Origin of the sequence: Burkholderia sp. JKS000303 (assembly GCF_002563755.1) — a bacterium.
In the GTDB taxonomy this organism is placed as follows: domain Bacteria; phylum Pseudomonadota; class Gammaproteobacteria; order Burkholderiales; family Burkholderiaceae; genus Burkholderia; species Burkholderia anthina_B.
In genome coordinates this window covers 777,623-794,506 of sequence record NZ_PDBZ01000002.1, presented here as the reverse complement: position 1 = coordinate 794,506, position 16,884 = coordinate 777,623, and the positions used below count along the sequence as shown (strand labels likewise).

The following is a 16,884-nucleotide window of genomic DNA, read 5'->3' as shown; positions in this document are numbered from 1 at the left end:
TTGCCGGGACGCGGCGGCGCCGTCGCACATGCAATCACTATCGTACTGCCGCCGGGCCCATGCGTTGACCGGCATCAACCCCGCGAAACGACGCGCCCCGCATGCCGGATGGAGGCCCGCCGCCATTCCTCCGTCGAATCGCCACCGTCGCGCACACGCTCACGCGCACGGACACGACAATCCCTGACTTCCGTCAACGCGGTGGCGCGCGCACGCGATGTAATCGGAACACCGAACTCCTCAACTTCCGGCGAGGCAACCCATGAAACTGACTTTTCTCGGTGCGACCGAAACCGTGACCGGATCGAAGTATCTGGTCGAGCACCGCAACCGGCGCGTCCTGGTCGATTGCGGCCTGTTCCAGGGCACGAAGAACCTGCGGCTGCGCAACTGGAGCCCGCTGCCGATCGCGCCCGACACCCTGGATGCGGTGGTCCTCACGCATGCGCATCTCGACCACACCGGCTACCTGCCTGCAGGAGGAAGAAGCGGATTTCGCGAACCGGCACGGCTATTCGAAGCATCATCCGGCCCAGCCGCTCTACACGACCGGGGACGCGCAGCGCGCGCTGCATCTCATGAAACCCGCCGCATTCGACGAATGCGTCACGCTGGGCGAGGACCTGTCGTTCCGGCTGCTACCCGCCGGTCACATCCTCGGCGCCGCCAGCGTCGTCATGCACTGGGATCACAAGGTACTGGCGTTCTCCGGCGATCTCGGCCGCTATCACGACCCGATCATGCAGCCGCCGACGGCGCCGGCCCATGCGGATTACCTGGTCGTCGAATCGACGTACGGCGACCGCCTGCATCCGGCATCGGACCCCGAGAGCGAGCTGGCCGCGCTGTTCGACACCACCTTCTCGCGCGGCGGCGTGGTCGTGATCCCGTGTTTCACCGTCGGCCGCGCGCAGGAGATCCTGCACTACATCGCGCGGCTGAAAGCAGCCGGCCGCATGGCGCGCGTGCCGGTGTTTCTCGACAGCCCGATGGCGACGGATGTGACGGAGATCTATCGTCACCACCTCCTCGAGCACCGGCTGACCTTGTCGGAAGCGAACGCGCTCGGCCACGCGGCGACGATGGTCCGCACGGTCGACCAGTCGAAGGCGATCGCCGGGCACCAGGGGCCGATGGTCATCATTGCGGGAAGCGGCATGGCGACGGGCGGTCGTGTGCTGCATCATCTGAGCCGCTATGCGCCCGACGCACGCAACACGATCGCGCTGGTGGGTTACCAGGCCGCGGGCACGCGCGGCGCGGCATTGGCCGCGCACGAGCCGACGGTGAAGATTCACGGGGAGTACGTGCGCGTACGGGCGCGGGTCGAGTCGATCGCGGCGCTGTCCGCGCATGCCGACTACGCGGAAATCCTGCAGTGGCTCGGCACGATGCAGCGCGCGCCGTTCCGGACCTTCGTCACGCACGGCGAACCGGCGGCGGCCGATGCCTTGCGGCGGCGCATCGCCGAGACCCTGCACTGGCCGTGCGAGGTGCCGACCTACGGGCAGACGGTCGATCTCGACGAAGTCGTACGCGACGACGCACGCGGACAGGCGGCGCTTTCATCCTGACGGCAACGCGCGGCGCACGAACGCCGCGCGTCCCGTCATCCGTCGCGGCGGGCACCCGCCCCTCGCCACGATGCACGCCGCAATCACGCCGCGTCGATGACGACCCTTCAGCGCATGCGTGTTTGCGGCGCGGCCGAACGTGTCGTTGTCACGCTCGACGTCGTCGAGCGAAAGCGTGACCGGCACGCGGATGCCGGAAGCATTCAGCGCATGTGCATGCCGCCGTTGACGTCGAATTCCGCGCCGGTCGCGAACGCACCCGCGTCCGAGCACAGCCACGCGACGAGCGCGGCGATCTCGTCGGGGTTGCCGAGGCGCCCCACCGGAATCTGCGGCAGGATTTTCGTGTCGAGCACGTCCTTTGGCACCGAGTCGAGCATCGCGGTCGCGAGGTAGCCGGGCGACACCGTGTTGACCGTCACGCCGTGCCGCGCGAGTTCGAGCGCGAGCGCCTTCGTGAAACCGTGAATGCCCGCCTTGGCGGCCGCATAGTTGGCCTGCCCGTACGCGCCTCTCGAGCCGTTCACCGAGCCGATGTTGACGATGCGGCCGAAGCCGGCTTCGATCATGCCGGGCACGAACGGCTTGGTCATGTTGAACATGCTGTCGAGATTGGTGCGCAGCACCGCGTCCCACATGCTCTTGGTCATCTTCACGAAGCTGGCGTCGCGCGTGATGCCGGCGTTGTTGACGAGCACGTCGACACGCCCGAATTGCGCGAGCACGCGCGCCGCGCACTGCTGGCACGCGTCGTAGTCGGCGACGTCGACTTCGAAGCCGTGGAAGGTGCGCCCGGCTTCCCGTTCATGCACCAGCCAGGTCGCGATATGGTCGTTGCGCTCCGTGTGCGACACGGCGACCGTCATGCCCGCCGCATGCAGGCGACGGCTGATCGCGGCGCCCAGGCCGCCCATGCCGCCCGTCACGAATGCGACCCGATCAGCGCACATGATCGTGCTCCCGCGTCGCATTCGCGCCGTCGCGCCGCTCGTCGGCAAGCGCCAACGCGCCGTTCGCGCCGGCCGTTTCCGTCATATTCGGTGTCGTCAAAGCGTCGGTGGTCATGGTCTTCCCTCTGTCGATTCGGTCGAAGGGTCTGCACCCGTCTCGCGCCGCCTGCCCGATACCGGCCGCGCCCGTGTCACTCTGCGGCTGTGCGGCACGGCGGCCGTTGATCTGGGTCAAGCACGCGGGAAGCCTGCTTCGTAGACTGAATTGCACTGGCGGATACACCGTCGATGGAGCGATCCCGATGAGCTACAAGAGCATGGTCGTGCATCTCGATACGAGCGTTGGCGCGCATTCGCGCCTCGAGTTCGCATTGCGTCTCGCGCGGCGCTTCAAGGCGCACTTGACCGGGCTGTTCGCGATCTACACGCCGGAGCCGACTTCGTTCTACGTGATGGCCGGCTCCGCCGATTACTTTCGCGAACATCGCGAACGGCGCGACGAACGTCTCGCCGCGCTCGAGCGCCTGTTTCACGCCGAAACGGCGCGGGCCGGGGTGTCGTCGGCCTGGATTCGCGCCGATGCGCGCGCCAACGTTGCGGTGCCGCGTCTCGCGCGCCTTGCGGATCTCGTGATCGCGGGCCAGAGCGATCCGAACGATCCCGAAACCTATATCGACGACCAGTTTCCGGAAACGCTCGTGCTGTCGGCGGGGCGTCCGGTGCTGTTCGTGCCGTACGCCGGGGAATTTCCGTCGGTCGGCGAACGCGCGCTGGTGGCCTGGGACGGCAGCCGCGAGGCCACGCGCGCCGCGCACGATGCGCTTCCGTTCCTCGCACACGCGAAACGCACGACGGTCGTCGCGGTGGTCGATGGCGATTCAGAAGCCGCGACCACCCGCATTCCGGCCGCGGATGCCGCGCTGATGCTTGCGCGTCACGCGCCGGACGTCAACGTGCTCGACATCGATAACGGCCCCGGCGCGTCCATCGGCGACACGCTGCTGTCACGCGCGTATGAAAGCGGCACCGATCTGCTCGTGATGGGCGCATACGGCCATCCGCGCTGGCACGAGCTGCTGATGGGCGGCGCCACGCGCACGGTGCTGGCGTCGATGACGGTGCCGGTACTGATGTCGCACTGAGCACGCCGGCCGCTGCACGAAGGCAAAGCGCTCGATACCGGATGCGATGCGCCTGCCGCGACGCGACGGCGCCGCTTGATCCAGATCAGCGCGATCGGCGCGCGCGGGCCGATGATCAAATCATTGATACGCGTTCAAAGGGCCGTCATGTATTCGAACATTCTGGTCGCGCTAGACGGCAGCGAAACGTCTTCCCGCGCGCTCGATACCGCGTTGACGCTGGCGTCGGAATCGGGTGCGCGGCTCACGCCCGTCTACGTGGTCGATTTCCTGGTGCCGGCCTACGACATGTACGGCTACGACCCGTCGATCCTGATCGACGCGTTCCGCGAGGAAGGGCTGCGCGTCACCGAAGACGCGGCGAAGCGCATGCAGGCGCGCGGCGTCGCCGGCACGCCGCAGATCGCCAATGTCGAACCAGTTGGCGAAGACGTCGCGCAGCGGATCGTGCTCGTTGCGAAGGAAACCGGCGCCGACCTGATCGTGATGGGCACCCACGGCCGGCGCGGCTTCCGCCGCCTCGTCCTGGGCAGCGTCGCCGAGCGCGTGCTGCGGCACGCCGCGTGCCCCGTGCTGATGATTCCGGCGAGTGGCGCGCCGGCACCCGCCGCGGCGCCCGCCGCCGCGTCGACCGAAAAGGAGCCGTCATGAGCTACAAGACCCTGCTCGTCCATCTCGACGACAGCGATCGTTGCGCGACGCGCGTCGAACTGGCGCTCGATCTCGCGGGCCGCTGGAACGCTCACCTGATCGGCCTCTACGTGGTTTGCCAGGACATCTTCGAACCGTTGCGGCGGCCCGACGAGCCGCTCACGCTTGCGGCGTACGAGCGCCTGTGCGAACAGCGGCGCAAGGACGCGGAGGAGAAATTTCTCGAAGCCGCCGAGCGCGCGGGGCGCAGCATCGAATGGCGGGCGCCCGCCGGCGCCGCGACCGACACGGCGATCCAGCATGCGCGTCATGCCGACCTGCTCGTGCTCGGCCAGGAAGATCCCGACGATCGCCTGACGCACGTCGCGCGCCATTTCATCGAGGACGTCGTGATGGGCAGCGGCCGGCCGGCGCTCGTCGTGCCCTACGCGGGCGACATGCGCCCCCTCGGCGAGAACGTGCTGATCGCCTGGGACGGCGGGCGCGAAGCCGCGCGCGCGATGGCCGACGCGCTGCCGCTGCTCGCGCGGGCGCGTTTCGTGAACGTCGAGACGGTCGGCCACGGGCATCCCGATCCGGACAAGACGCCGGTCGGCGTGGACGTCGCCGCGTACCTGGAGCGCCACGGCATCCGCGCATCGTTCTCGACAACAACGCGCGCGAGCACGGTCGGCGTCGGCGCGACCCTGCTGAACCGGGCCACCGACCTTCACGCCGACCTGATCGTGATGGGCCTGTACAGCCATACCCGGACGCACGAGCGCGTACTCGGCGGCGCGACGCGCACGATCCTCGAAACCATGACGGTGCCGGTGCTGCTGTCGCACTGAGCGCGAACGGAAACGGGGCAGCCTCATTCGGCCGCCCCGCCCTGGTGGATCACAACGCGCCCGGCGCGTCGCGGACCAGCAGCACGGGCCGGTCCGCGGTGCGTAGCAGCGACTCGGCGACGCTGCCGAGCAACGCCCTGCGAACCCCGTGCCGGCCGTGCGTCCCCATCACGATCAGGTCGGCATTGCATTCGGCGGCCGCGCGCGCCAGCACCGACGACACGTTCTCGCCGCGTGCGTCGATCGTTCGCGCGGTGCCGCGCACCCCGCACAGCCGGAACGCGGTCTCGGCATCGGCGACCGCCGTCGCCGCCCGGTCCGTCCCCACGCCGCTCGGGTCGATCCGCTCGACATAACCGCCGTCGATACCCGTCAGTTGCAGCAGATCCGACACGACGCACACCGCGACGACGAGGCCGCCCGACGCGCGGGCGATTGCAATCGCCTCGTCGAGCGCAAGCCGCGCAGCGCGCGTGTCGTCGAGCGCGGCGAAGATCCGTTCATACATGGCGTCTCCCGGTTGATCCATCCCGTTCCGGCCGGATCGGGAATTTCAGTCTGAGCGCGCCGCGGCCCGGCTCGTTGACGCCGATCAAGCGAGCCTCGCGACGGACATGGCGGCCCCATGCATCCGTCTCGAGTGCGACAAGATGCCGCGCGCTTGTAGGAATTGCCCTACAACCCTTCCTCGTCACCTACTGAATCTTCAATCTCCGCTGATTTCATTCTCGCGTCCGGCTCGCCATACTTCCGATCAAGAAAAACGAACACGCGTGCCTTCCGGAGCAGCCCGGCGGCGCAGTCCTGCGTCGACTGCATCCGTCGTCCCGCCGATCCGGAGCGGCGCGTCCTTGATGAAGGCGGCGAAGTTTCAAGCCGCCTGTATGCCGGCCAGCGCGACCGTGCCAACGCGATTCGCTGCCCCCCCAACGAACCGGAGCAGATCATGCAGAGCCATGCCGAAGTGTCGATGCCCCCGTTGTCGCGCCCCTTTATTCCGCTGCACTCCGTCGAGCGGTCGGACCAGCCGAAGCGCGCGTCGTCCCGCTGCTCGTCATGCGCACTGCGCGCCGTTTGCCTGCCCCAGGCGCTGACACCCGACGATTTCGCGCGGGTCGACGCGATGATCTGCACGACGCGTCACATCAAGCGCGGCGACACCCTGTATCGGGCCGGCGATACATTCAACAGCATCTACGCGGTGAGAACCGGATCGTTCAAGACCGTCGTCATGCATCGCGACGGCGACGCGCAGGTGACCGGCTTCCAGATCGCCGGCGAATCGCTCGGGCTGGACGGCGTGCATACCGGACGTCACAACGGCGATGCGATCGCGCTCGAAGACAGCACCGTCTGCATCATTCCGTTCGGCCAGCTCGAGCAGATGTGCCGCGAGGTGCAGTCGATGCAGCACCACGTCTACCAGATGATGAGCGGCGAGATCGTCCGCGAGTCCGCGTTGATGCTGCTGCTCGGCACGATGAGCGCGGAACAGCGCGTGGCCGCGTTCCTGCTGAATCTCTCGACGCGTTTCAAGGCACGCGGCTACTCGGCTGCGGAATTCGTGCTGCGGATGACCCGCGACGAGATCGGCGAGTATCTGGGCATGAAACTCGAGACGGTCAGCCGCATGCTGTCGAAGTTCCAGCAGAAAGGGCTCGTCGCGGCGCAGGGCAAGCAGATCCGCATCGTCGATTCGGAAGGGCTCGCGCGCCTCTGACGCCGCGGATTGCCCGGCACGGGCGTCGCGCGGTTCAGCCGCGCATGTCGAGTACGGCGGCGCCCGATACATGGCCCATGCGCAGGTCCGAGAGCGCGCGATTCGCGTCGGTCAGCGCATAGCGCGTGGCTTCGACCCGCAGCGGCATCGCGTCGGCGATCCGCATGAACGCGACGGCATCCGCGCGCGTCAGATTGGCCACCGATGCGATGCGGCGCTCGCCCCACAGCCAGGCGTACGGGAAAGCCGGAATGTCGCTCATGTGAATGCCGCCGCACACGACGATCCCGCCTTTGTCCACCGCCCGGAGCGCCACCGGTACCAGCGCGCCGACCGGCGCGAAAATCAGCGCGGCGTCGAGCGGCTCGGGCGGCGCTTCGTCGCTGCCGCCTGCCCATGCCGCCCCCAGCGACAGCGCAAGCTGCTGTGCAACGGTATCGCCGGGTTTGGTCAGCGCGAACACCTTGCGTCCTTCGTGGTGTGCGATCTGCGCGACGAGATGCGCTGCCGCGCCGAACCCGTAGATCCCGATTCGCCGTGCGTCGCCGGCCATGCGCAACGTACGGTAGCCGATCAGGCCGGCGCAAAGCAGCGGCGCGGCGTCCTGATCCGAGTAGCGCCGCGGCAGATGCACGCAATAACGGTGGTCCGCGACGGTGCGCTCGGCATAACCGCCGTCGATCGTATAACCGGTGAATCCGGGGCTGTCGCACAGATTTTCCCGCCCGGCGGCGCAATACGCGCAATGCCCGCACGTCTGGCCGAGCCATGGCACACCAACCCGGTCGCCGACCGCGAAACCCGTCACGCCCATGCCCGGCGACAGCACCGTCCCGACGATTTCATGCCCCGGAATCAGCGGCAGCTTCGGATGCGCGAGCTCGCCGTCGATCACGTGGAGGTCGGTGCGGCATACGCCGCAGGCATGCACGTCGATCAGCAACTGGCCTGCCGCGGGCACGGGGGCCGGCACGTGCGCTTCGCGCAAATCCGGTGTCGTGCCGTCGAACATCATCGCAAGCATGTGGACCTCCCCCGCGCGATCGCCTCGCGCGCTTCGCTTGTTCCAAGCCTAGGCGCCCGAAACCGCGTCCGTACGACTCGGTAACGCGGGCTTGACGTGGGTCAACGGCCGCCGGCCGGTTGCTGACAGGATGAAATGGCGTTCCGCCGCTGGCCGGCTCCCTGGAGGTTGTCGAATGAGATCCGTTACTCCCCTTGCCGCAATCCCCCGTCTCGACGATCGACTGCGGTCGCTGCTCGGCTACGCGGTGCTGGCGCCATCAAGCCACAATTCCCAGCCGTGGCGGTTCATCGTCGACGGGACGACGATCGCGGTATGCGCGGACCGGGTTCGCGCGTTACCGGTGGTCGATCCGTTCGATCGCGAACTGATCATCAGTTGCGGCGCGGCGCTGCTCAACCTCCGCGTCGCGCTCGATCATGCCGGGATCGCGCATACGATCAGCACGTTCCCGTCCGACATCGACCCCGACATCCTGGCACTCGTGCGCGTGTGCGACGACGGCTACACCGATGCGGAGCTCGGTACGCTGTTCGCCGCGATCCCCGAGCGCGTCACGACGCGCGCCCCGTTCGAATCCGAACCCGTTCCGGACGCGCTGCAGCGCGAGCTGATCGCGGCGGGCGCAGCGGAAGGCGCGGACGTGGCCTGTGCCGACTCGATCGCACGGCGTGCCCGGGTGGCCGAGGTCATCGCCGAAGCGGACCGCCAGCAGTTTGCCGACCCGCGGTTTCGGCGCGAACTGGCGAGCTGGATCGATCCGCGCCGGCACGTCGACGGCATGCCCGCGTTCGCGGCCGGCGTGCCGGCGCTGCTGGATTTCGCCGCGCCGATCGTGACGACCGCGGTGCGCACGTTCGATCTCGGCAACGGCCTGGCCGCGCTGCATCACCAGCTCGTCGGCGCGTCGCCGCTGATCGTTTGCATCGCGACGGCTCGCGACGATCGCGAAGCTTGGCTCGCCGCCGGGCAAGCGCTCGAGCGCTTGCTGCTCGTCGCGACGCGTGCGGGCTACACGGCGTCGTACCTGAACCAGCCGATCGAGGCGACCGGACTGCGTGCGCACCTGTGCCAATTGCTCGCGCTGCGCGGGCATCCGCAACTGCTGCTGCGCATCGGGCGCGGCCCGCACGTGCCGCATTCGCCGCGCCGGCCGCTCGACGAAGTGATTGCCTGATCGCGCCCGGTGCCGGCTTTCGTTCCGACGCGGAAAACGAGGAAAAAACCATGAACGTCACGCGCCCACTCGCTGCCGGCGTGCTCGCCGCGCTGGCCGGCATCGCGGCCGCCCAGACGGCGGTGCCGGAACCCACCGAGCTCGTCAACGCACAGCACTGCATGTTTTGTCACACCTCCGACATGCCGTTCCTCGCGCCATCGTTCCACCAGATCGCGGAACGCTACCGGGGCGTGCCGCACGCCGACGAGCAGCTCGAAACCAAGCTGCGTGTCGGCGGCCGCGCGCATTGGGGCGATACGCCGATGCCGTCCGCCGCCGAGCGCGGCGGTCCGCTCTCGCGTGACGACGCGCATCAACTGGTGCAATGGGTCATGAGCCAGTAACCGAGCCTCGTTACCCGCCTTCCATCATGAGCGCAGTCAAACGGACCGCTTTCAGGGCCCCGCAACGTCGCGTTCCAACCGCGCGCCCCTTTGCGCGGCGGCCGCGGCGCCGGGCCGATACCACGCACTGCATATGGGCCGATGAAGACACGACGCTCCTGAAGCGCCCCGGCATGCGCGGCCTCCGGCTGCAATTCGACTACTGGAAGGCCGAGGAGCGCCTGCAACAGGAACGCATCGGTCACGCCATCGTGGTTTACGGAAGCACGCGCATGGTCGCGCCCGCCGAAGCCCATGCGCTGCTGGGCGAAGCGAGCCGCGCGCTGGCGGAGCGGCCGCACGACGCGCGCCGGCGTCGCGCCGTCGCGGCCGCGAGCCGTCTCGTCAAATACAGCGTCTACTATCGTGTCGCGCGCGAATTCGGGCGCATCGTCGGCCGTGCCGACCGGCGCACCCGCACGGCACGGCTCGCCGTGATCACCGGCGGCGGCCCGGGAATCATGGAGGCCGCCAATCGAGGCGCATACGAAAGCGGCGCGCCGAGCATCGGCTTGAACATCGAACTTCCGCGGGAACAGGCGCCCAACCCCTACCTCACGCCGGCCCTGTGCCTTCGATTTCACTATTTCGCGATCCGCAAGCTGCACCTGCTCGAACGCGCGAAAGCAGCGGTGTTCTTCCCGGGCGGGTACGGCACCTTCGACGAGTTGTTCGAGGTGTTGACGCTCCTGCAAACCCGGAAGATCGCGCCGCTTCCCGTGATACTCGTCGGCGAAGCTTACTGGCGCCGCGCCGTCGATTTCGCGTTTCTCGCCGATGACGGGATGATCGATCGCATCGATCTCGACTTGTTCGTCTATTGCGAATCCGCGCAGGACATCTGGCATGCCATCGGCGGCTGGTATGCACAGCGGCGATCGCCGCCGCGACGCTCGACCTCACGGGCGAACCGCCCGATGCGGGAATGAGCCGAATTCATTGGGCCGTTTCCTGCGCGCGGCTCGAGGCCGCCCGATTGAACTCAGAGCGTGAAGGTGTCCGATTTCCTCATCTCGATCCACGTCATCCCGGCTCGCAATCCTTCGACGGCGGCCTCGCGCTCGGTGACGTGGGTCCTGCTATGCGCGAACGTGCGCTCGCATACGCCATCCGGCGACTTGAGCGTCACATGAATCCGGCAACGATAGCCCCCCGTATCGGCGGGGATCGTCTCGATCGCCACCGACCAGTCCGCTTCGTGAAGCTCGCCTGAAAGCGTCATCTCGTGCCCCTTCGCTCATTCCCGTCGCACCGGCCGCCCGCCGCGCCGCCCCGGTTCAGTCGACGACCAGATTGTCGACCACCGCCCGCACGCCTTTCGACGACCAGGCGGCGCCGCGCACCGCCTCGCGTTCGGCTGCCGATCCGATCTTGCCCGACAGCGTCACGGTGCCGTCGTGCACGTCGACCTCGAGATGCATCGCCTCGCGCTCCGCGTGACGCATGATCGCGCGCTTGATGCTCTCGCCGATGTCGGCCGCGGCGACCGAGCCCTGCACGTGGATGTGGTCCGTCACGCCGGTCACGCTGCGCATCTGCGAGATCGCGCGCACCGCGAGATGGCTCTGGTGCACCCAGTCGACCTTCCCGGACAACGTGATCCAGCCGCGCTCGACCTGCACCCTGATCGCATCGTCATGCAGGCCGACAGTCCAGTGAAGCACTGAACGCACCGCGTTCGCGATGTCCTCGTCGGTCCGGACGTCGTCGTCCGGCAAATGCACGGTCATGTCGATCACGATCGCCTTGACGCCGGCGACACGGTTCGCCGCTCGCTCGATCGCGAGTTTCTCCGCATAGCTCGGCGGATGGCCGGACAACGTCACGATGCGGTTCGCCACTTCGACACCGATACGCGTCGCGTCGATAGACGGGTCGGATTCCAGCTCGTCCTGAACGTCCTGCTTCAATTGCTTGTCGCTTTTCATCGCCTGCTCCCCAGTGAGCCGCGGCATTTGCCTTCGCCGCACGTCACCAGATTTGCACAGGCGCGCAGCGGGAACGCTGATGCAGGTCAATGGTGCCGGCGGCGCCGGTCACACGAAACAAACGGCGCGCGGATCGCGCCGCGTGCCGTTTCGCTCTCTCTCCGTGCGGCGCGACCCTGCCTCGCCGCGCCTGCCGCGCAGTCACCCGAGTCAGGTGCAGAACCGGAAAAATCCGCTGTGGAGCAGGATCGGCCGGCCGCCGACTTCCTCGAGCATGCGGCGCGCCGCGCATTCGATGGCGGGGCGATTGCACGAGAACGCGGCCACGAGATCCGGCTCCCGAGGCGACGCGGCGCGGAAATGGTCTTCCAGTGCCTCGGCCGTGATCACGCATTGCACGCGCCGACCTTCGATGAGCGCTGAAAAGGCCAGCGCGGGCTCCATCCCGGAATACGCCGGTGGTTCGGCGGGAAACGAGATATCCATGACGGTCTCCTGACGGGATGGCGCCCCGACCGGCGCTTGCACGGTGGGGTGTCAGGCGGCCGCAACGACTGCACGCGCCGCGTCGTCGCCGCGCACGAGCAGTACCGGGCAGCTCGCCGCGCGCAGGAAGCGTTCCGCGACACTGCCGAGCACCATGCGCCGGATCCCGCGCCGCCCATGCGTGCCGAGTACGGCCAGATCGATCGCATGTTCGGCGACATAGCGCTGCAGGCGCTCCGCGACATCCTGACCGAGCTCCGTTTCGGCGATTTCCGTATCGCCGTTCACGCCCGCGCGCGCGATCGTCCGCTCGGCTTCTCGCAGCACGGCTACACCGTCATGTCTGACTTCCTCGATCAAGGCATTCGGATCGATTCGTCCCGCGTAGGACAGCAAAATGGATTTATCGACGACGAAAACGGCAAACAGACGGGCTCCGTATAACCTGGCCATCTTCAGGCCTTCGTCAAGCGCTTGGCTGGATGAAGCACTACCGTCTACGGCGACCATGATATTCGTGTACATACGGACCTCGCGGGATGGACAGGCGTACAGGCGACGTTTGGACTTGCCTTCATCATCACCGCTCGTCGAGATCGGACGTTGACCGTAATCAATCGTGCGAAATGCCCGGCATCGCGCCGGATTTCGATGCGGAAACCGCACGACAGGATCTGCCGTGCAATTTCGCACACGGGTGGCGTTTCACCCATCGCAGCGATCGACTACCCGAGAATATTGTCGCCAAGGTCCAGCAACTGATGACGTAGCGCGAAGCGAATCATGTCCGATTCATTGGTCAGATCCAGTTTTTCCATAATGCGCGACTTGTACGTGCTGACCGTTTTGATGCTGATGTCCAGGCTCCCGGCCATCTGCGTAATCGATTGTCCGGATGCCAAACCAACCAGGACCTCGAACTCCCGCTCGGTCAGACGATGATGCGCGAGCGCCCCACTGTCGCCGTTTGTGACTTGCGCCAACAGATCGCCCACCATCGTGCTCACATATACCCCGCCATCGGCGAGCTTTCGAACCGCATCGATCAGATCCGACTTCGAGCAGGTCTTTGAAAGAAATCCCGACGCCCCGGCCCGGAAAGCACGCACCGCATGGGTCTGTTCGGAATGCGCCGTCAGCACGAGCACCCGGACCTCCTGGTACTCCTTCTTGATTTGCCTGATCAGGTCGACTCCGTGAATGCCGGACATCATCAATCCGAGTGACAGCACGCGCGGCTTCAAAGCACGCACGAGTTCGAGTGTGTCGGCCCCATCGGTCGCTTCGCCGGCGACATCGAAGCCGTCGACCGCTTCGAGGACGTTGCGTACCCCCGCCCGCATGACGGCATGCGCGTCGGAAATCACCACTTTGATCATGACAAACACCCATCCATTCGGCAGGTGAACGAACCCGCAATGATCTGCGATTCACAGGCACCGGTTTGTTTGAAAGCATGGGGTCGTAAAGGCGTGTCGTCTGCACGCTGACGTACAAAGTGCGGCGGCCTGGGCCGATCGCCACGGCACGCGCGCTTCCGGGCGAGACACGGTCCGTTCAAACCCGGTGCCGAATGTCGAGCGATACCTCGAAGTTGCGCCCCCTTGATCCAGATCAGCACGCAACGCAGGCCCGTGCCGATGCTGTTCATACGGCGTCAACGGTGTTCCAGTCTGCCATACGACGTCATCCATACACACGCCAAAGGAGTCGCCATGCGCGCCGAACGGATAAAGGAGATGTGGGCCGAATTCGATGACCTTGCTTCGAAAAGCGAAAACGAGGATGTTCAATTTCTGATCCGGGCGATCAAGCTGCATGCTGAGCTGATGAATGCCCGACTCGGCGCGCTCGAGGCGTTGGGCAGCGTCAACGTTCAAACCAGACCGACATGATGTTCGCCGGTAGCGGAGGGCCGGGCCAGGTTCATCACGGCCCGGCCCCTGTTTGCTCCAGCGATGATCCTGCCGGGGCTTGCCGCACGGGGCTCCCCGTCCCGATCCCCGGCGCTCGCTTAGCTGCGGCGGCCGCCGAAGAGCCGCATCAGCATCAGGAACAGGTTGAGAAAGTCGAGATAGAGCGCAAGCGCGCCCATGATCGCCTTCTTGCCGGCGATCTCGCCCGCTTCGCCCGCGATGTAGATACGCTTGATGCGTTGCGTGTCGTACGCGGTGAGTCCCGTGAACACGAGCACGCCGATCACGGAAACGACGAACTGCAGCGCCGACGAAACCAGAAAGAGATTCACGAACCCCGCGATGATGATGCCGATCAGCCCCATGAACAGGAAGGAGCCGAAGCGCGAGAGATCGGCCCGTGTCGTGTAGCCATAGAGGCTCGTTGCGCCGAACGTGGCCGCGCTGATGAAGAACACGCGCGCGATGCTCTCGCCCGTATACACGAGGAAGATGCCGGAAAGCGAGAGCCCGACCAGCGCGGCGTAGGCCCAGAAACTGATCTGCGCCGCGCCGAAGCTGATGTGCTCGATGCGGAAGCTCAGAAACATGACCAGCGCCAGCGGTGCGAGCAGCACCACCCAGAAGAGGGGCGTTCCGGCGATCGACCGGTAAAACCCGGTTGACGCGCCGAGGTACGCAACGGCGCCCGTCAGCGCCAGGCCCCCGGCCATATAGTTGTAGATGCGCCGCACATACTGCCGAAGGCCGACGTCGTCGCCGCCCGATACGCGCTGCGACTCTTCTGGTCGCGCCCCCTGTCGAAAGTCGTTTCCCATGATCGATTCTCCTCGGATCGCAGTCGTGGCGGCCGCGCTTCGTCGTGGCCGTTCCCGTGATCAATCTCGCCCCTCGGGTCACCGGGCACCTTGACGCACATCAAGCCCATCCGGCGCAGCACCCGCTCCGCAGGGCCTCGCGCGCATCCGAATTGCAGCGCACGAAGCCGCGGATCTGCTTGAGTTGCGTCAAGCCGCGCGCGATACGCACCGGCATGGCCTGCCGCATCCGGATCGGTTGACGCATCTCAATCGCCGTGCCCGGAACGCGGATATCGTGGCGCGAGCGCTCGCCAATGACGGCAGCGCGATCCGGCGTCCCCGGACGTCGACAGCGGTTTCACCCAATCTGAACAGGGGCATTTCCATGCAACGCAGCACACGGGATTCGGATCGAGCCGCCCGCCGACGCGCGGCCGGCATCGATCGGGACAACAGCCGGTTCTATCTGGTGGGCGGCGGCATCGCATCGCTGGCGGCGGCGGCCTTTCTGATCCGGGACGGCGACATACGCGGCTGCAATATCACGATCATCGAAGCGCTCGATCGCCTCGGCGGCAGCCTGGACGGCGCGGGTTCGGCCGACGAGGGCTACGTGATCCGGGGCGGCCGCATGCTCGAAAGCAAGTACCTCTGCACCTACGATCTGTTTTCGTCGATCCCGACGCTCGACAAGCGCGGTTCCGTCACCCGCGAAATCCTAGACTGGAACGAGACCATGCGGACCGCGTCGAAGTCGCGCCTGGTGCGCGACGGCCGACGGGTGAACAAGCCGCCCTTCGGGCTCGACGAAGGGCACATCGTCGCGCTGGAGCGCCTGTCGATCGAACCGGAAAGCATGCTCGGAGACAGCCGGATCTCGGATCACTTCAACGCCGGTTTCTTCACGACGAATTTCTGGCTGATGTGGTGCACGACCTTCGCGTTCCAGCCCTGGCACAGCGCGGTCGAATTCAGGCGCTACCTGCTCCGGTTCGCACACATGGTGTCCGGATTCAACCAGTTGCAGGGCATCATGCGCACGGTCTACAACCAGTACGATTCGCTGGTCAGGCCGCTCGAGAAATGGCTCGACGAGCGCGGCGTGCGGTTCGAGTCGAATACCCGCGTGACCGATCTCGTGTTGAGCCGCACCGAGGGCGACACCCGCGTCGAGGAAATCGTCTGCGAGCGCGACGGCGTCACCAGCCGAATCGCGGTGCGCGAAGGCGATTGCGCGATCGTCACGCTGGGCTCCATGACGGAAGGATCGAGCCTCGGCGGCATGGACCGCCCCGCGACGCTCAACGGCCGGGCCGACGCCGGCGCATGGGCGCTGTGGGAGAAGATCGCGGCCGAACGGCCGGCGTTCGGACGCCCGGCCGCGTTCGCCGATCACATCGACGAATCCAAATGGCTGTCGTTCACGGCCACGCTGCGCGAGCCCGCCCTGCTCCAACGGATTCGCGACCTGACCGGCAATGTGCCCGGCGAAGGCGGCCTGATCACCTTCGCGGAATCGAACTGGCTGATGTCGATCGTCGTGCCGCATCAGCCGCATTTCCTCGGCCAGCCCGAGAACGTCAGCGTGTTGTGGGGATACGGGCTGTTCGTCGACGCGCCCGGCAACTTCGTCGAGAAGCCGATGGCGGCCTGCACGGGGCGCGAGATCATGACCGAATTGCTCGGACATCTGCGACTCGCCGAGCCGGCTGACGACCTCCTCGCCGGGCTTACCTGCATCCCGTGCATGATGCCGTTCATCACGAGCCAGTTCCTGGCGCGCCAGGACGGCGACCGGCCGCAGGTGACGCCGGAAGGCACGGCCAATCTTGCTTTCGTCGGGCAGTTCTGCGAGTTGCCGGACGACGTCGTGTTTACCGTCGAATACTCGATCCGCAGCGCGCAGACGGCCGTTGCCGCACTGCTCGATCTCGACCGCCGGCCGCCCCCGGTCTACAAGGGACAGCACGACCCACGGGTGCTGTATCGGGCATTCACGACGCTGCACGATGCCTGAGCGCGGGCGGATCGTGGTTGGCGGGTTGCGCTGTCGACCTCCCGATCGCGCCCGGAGCATGCTTGACCCATGTCAACGGCCCGGACGCTGCCGCGACCGACGATGTTGCCACTCGGAACGATGTGCGGCATGGCGCTTCATGCAGACATCCGCATGACGGGCCCTGCCGCACGCGGCGTCCGTCTGACGCGATCCGACTGTCGCGCGGCGGATGCATGATCGGATGCCGTCCATCGACGTCGGC

General features: G+C 66.7%; 21 protein-coding genes and 1 pseudogene. 11 read left to right on the top strand and 11 right to left on the bottom strand.

Translation table 11 applies throughout. From position 1 onward, the window contains the following. Positions 1–262: 262 nt before the first annotated feature. Together BX604_RS40025 and BX604_RS25605 are read left to right on the top strand one after the other, a co-directional pair. Positions 263–601 (top strand): annotated as a pseudogene (locus BX604_RS40025) (MBL fold metallo-hydrolase); the annotation flags it as partial. Beyond that, positions 579–1,574, top strand: a complete 996-nt coding sequence (locus tag BX604_RS25605) for an MBL fold metallo-hydrolase RNA specificity domain-containing protein (RefSeq protein WP_373562442.1) — start codon at positions 579–581, stop codon at positions 1,572–1,574. The pseudogene BX604_RS40025 and the gene BX604_RS25605, both read left to right, overlap by 23 nt. A 203-nt stretch (positions 1,575–1,777) precedes the next feature. On the opposite strand, the gene BX604_RS25595 is transcribed toward BX604_RS25605, so the two are convergent. Beyond that, positions 1,778–2,524: a beta-ketoacyl-ACP reductase gene (locus tag BX604_RS25595; protein WP_098553596.1), complete on the bottom strand. Its 747-nt coding sequence runs from the start codon at positions 2,522–2,524 to the stop codon at positions 1,778–1,780. Continuing rightward, positions 2,514–2,759 carry a hypothetical protein gene (locus BX604_RS38610; RefSeq protein ID WP_143748112.1) on the bottom strand — a complete coding sequence of 82 codons (246 nt, stop codon included), beginning with the start codon at positions 2,757–2,759 and terminating at the stop codon, positions 2,514–2,516. The genes BX604_RS25595 and BX604_RS38610 overlap by 11 nt, the downstream gene beginning before the upstream one ends. Positions 2,760–2,826: 67 nt before the next feature. Between BX604_RS38610 and BX604_RS25590 the strand changes: the two genes are divergently transcribed. The 3 genes from BX604_RS25590 to BX604_RS25580 all read left to right on the top strand — a co-directional run bounded on the left by BX604_RS25590 (position 2,827) and on the right by BX604_RS25580 (position 5,147). After that, positions 2,827–3,666, top strand: a complete 840-nt coding sequence (locus tag BX604_RS25590; protein ID WP_098553595.1) for a universal stress protein — start codon at positions 2,827–2,829, stop codon at positions 3,664–3,666. A 147-nt stretch (positions 3,667–3,813) separates the two neighbouring features. Next, a complete protein-coding gene (locus BX604_RS25585; RefSeq protein ID WP_098553594.1) occupies positions 3,814–4,317 on the top strand; it encodes a universal stress protein in 504 nt (167 codons plus the stop codon). After that, entirely contained in the window at positions 4,314–5,147 is an 834-nt protein-coding gene (locus BX604_RS25580; protein WP_098553593.1) for a universal stress protein, read from the top strand. The genes BX604_RS25585 and BX604_RS25580 overlap by 4 nt, the downstream gene beginning before the upstream one ends. A gap of 49 nt (positions 5,148–5,196) precedes the next feature. Here BX604_RS25580 and BX604_RS25575 read toward each other — a convergent pair whose 3' ends face one another. Then, the gene (locus BX604_RS25575; RefSeq protein WP_098553592.1) at positions 5,197–5,655 is read right to left on the bottom strand and encodes a universal stress protein; all 459 of its coding nucleotides are present in this window, start codon (positions 5,653–5,655) and stop codon (positions 5,197–5,199) included. Positions 5,656–6,093: 438 nt separating this feature from the next. Here BX604_RS25575 and fnr point away from each other — a divergent pair, with 438 nt between their 5' ends. Next, positions 6,094–6,867 (top strand): fumarate/nitrate reduction transcriptional regulator Fnr, encoded by a 774-nt coding sequence (gene fnr, locus BX604_RS25570; RefSeq protein WP_098553591.1) that lies wholly within the window; start codon positions 6,094–6,096, stop codon positions 6,865–6,867. 34 nt (positions 6,868–6,901) lie between these two features. Here the strand turns inward: fnr and BX604_RS25565 are convergent, their stop codons facing one another. After that, entirely contained in the window at positions 6,902–7,891 is a 990-nt protein-coding gene (locus tag BX604_RS25565) for a zinc-dependent alcohol dehydrogenase family protein (RefSeq protein ID WP_098553590.1), read from the bottom strand. Between the two features lie 175 nt (positions 7,892–8,066). Here BX604_RS25565 and BX604_RS25560 point away from each other — a divergent pair, with 175 nt between their 5' ends. The 3 genes from BX604_RS25560 to BX604_RS25550 are packed head-to-tail and all read left to right on the top strand — an operon-like array spanning position 8,067 to position 10,422. Continuing rightward, positions 8,067–9,068 carry an Acg family FMN-binding oxidoreductase gene (locus BX604_RS25560; protein WP_098553589.1) on the top strand — a complete coding sequence of 334 codons (1,002 nt, stop codon included), beginning with the start codon at positions 8,067–8,069 and terminating at the stop codon, positions 9,066–9,068. 50 nt (positions 9,069–9,118) lie between these two features. Then, a complete protein-coding gene (locus tag BX604_RS25555; RefSeq protein ID WP_098553588.1) occupies positions 9,119–9,454 on the top strand; it encodes a c-type cytochrome in 336 nt (111 codons plus the stop codon). 26 nt (positions 9,455–9,480) lie between these two features. Next, complete coding sequence (locus BX604_RS25550) at positions 9,481–10,422, top strand: TIGR00730 family Rossman fold protein (RefSeq protein WP_257146424.1); 942 nt, start codon at positions 9,481–9,483, stop codon at positions 10,420–10,422. A gap of 53 nt (positions 10,423–10,475) precedes the next feature. Here the strand turns inward: BX604_RS25550 and BX604_RS25545 are convergent, their stop codons facing one another. The 5 genes from BX604_RS25545 to BX604_RS25525 all read right to left on the bottom strand — a co-directional run bounded on the left by BX604_RS25545 (position 10,476) and on the right by BX604_RS25525 (position 13,286). Further along, a complete protein-coding gene (locus BX604_RS25545) occupies positions 10,476–10,715 on the bottom strand; it encodes a hypothetical protein (protein WP_098553586.1) in 240 nt (79 codons plus the stop codon). A 55-nt stretch (positions 10,716–10,770) separates the two neighbouring features. Then, positions 10,771–11,421: a BON domain-containing protein gene (locus BX604_RS25540; protein ID WP_098553585.1), complete on the bottom strand. Its 651-nt coding sequence runs from the start codon at positions 11,419–11,421 to the stop codon at positions 10,771–10,773. Positions 11,422–11,631: 210 nt separating this feature from the next. Next, positions 11,632–11,907, bottom strand: a complete 276-nt coding sequence (locus BX604_RS25535; RefSeq protein ID WP_098553584.1) for a DUF1488 domain-containing protein — start codon at positions 11,905–11,907, stop codon at positions 11,632–11,634. Between the two features lie 51 nt (positions 11,908–11,958). Next, positions 11,959–12,432 (bottom strand): universal stress protein, encoded by a 474-nt coding sequence (locus BX604_RS25530; protein ID WP_098553583.1) that lies wholly within the window; start codon positions 12,430–12,432, stop codon positions 11,959–11,961. Between the two features lie 200 nt (positions 12,433–12,632). Beyond that, complete coding sequence (locus tag BX604_RS25525; RefSeq protein ID WP_098553582.1) at positions 12,633–13,286, bottom strand: response regulator; 654 nt, start codon at positions 13,284–13,286, stop codon at positions 12,633–12,635. A gap of 336 nt (positions 13,287–13,622) precedes the next feature. Here BX604_RS25525 and BX604_RS25520 point away from each other — a divergent pair, with 336 nt between their 5' ends. Continuing rightward, positions 13,623–13,802 carry a hypothetical protein gene (locus tag BX604_RS25520; RefSeq protein ID WP_098553581.1) on the top strand — a complete coding sequence of 60 codons (180 nt, stop codon included), beginning with the start codon at positions 13,623–13,625 and terminating at the stop codon, positions 13,800–13,802. A 119-nt stretch (positions 13,803–13,921) separates the two neighbouring features. Here the strand turns inward: BX604_RS25520 and BX604_RS25515 are convergent, their stop codons facing one another. Both BX604_RS25515 and BX604_RS39110 read right to left on the bottom strand, forming a co-directional pair. Further along, positions 13,922–14,641, bottom strand: a complete 720-nt coding sequence (locus tag BX604_RS25515; protein WP_098553580.1) for a Bax inhibitor-1/YccA family protein — start codon at positions 14,639–14,641, stop codon at positions 13,922–13,924. Between the two features lie 100 nt (positions 14,642–14,741). Then, on the bottom strand, positions 14,742–14,888 hold the full coding sequence (locus tag BX604_RS39110) for a hypothetical protein (RefSeq protein WP_179894877.1): 147 nt from the start codon (positions 14,886–14,888) through the stop codon (positions 14,742–14,744). Between the two features lie 120 nt (positions 14,889–15,008). Here BX604_RS39110 and BX604_RS25505 point away from each other — a divergent pair, with 120 nt between their 5' ends. Further along, on the top strand, positions 15,009–16,640 hold the full coding sequence (locus BX604_RS25505) for an oleate hydratase (RefSeq protein WP_098553578.1): 1,632 nt from the start codon (positions 15,009–15,011) through the stop codon (positions 16,638–16,640). Positions 16,641–16,884: the final 244 nt, after the last annotated feature.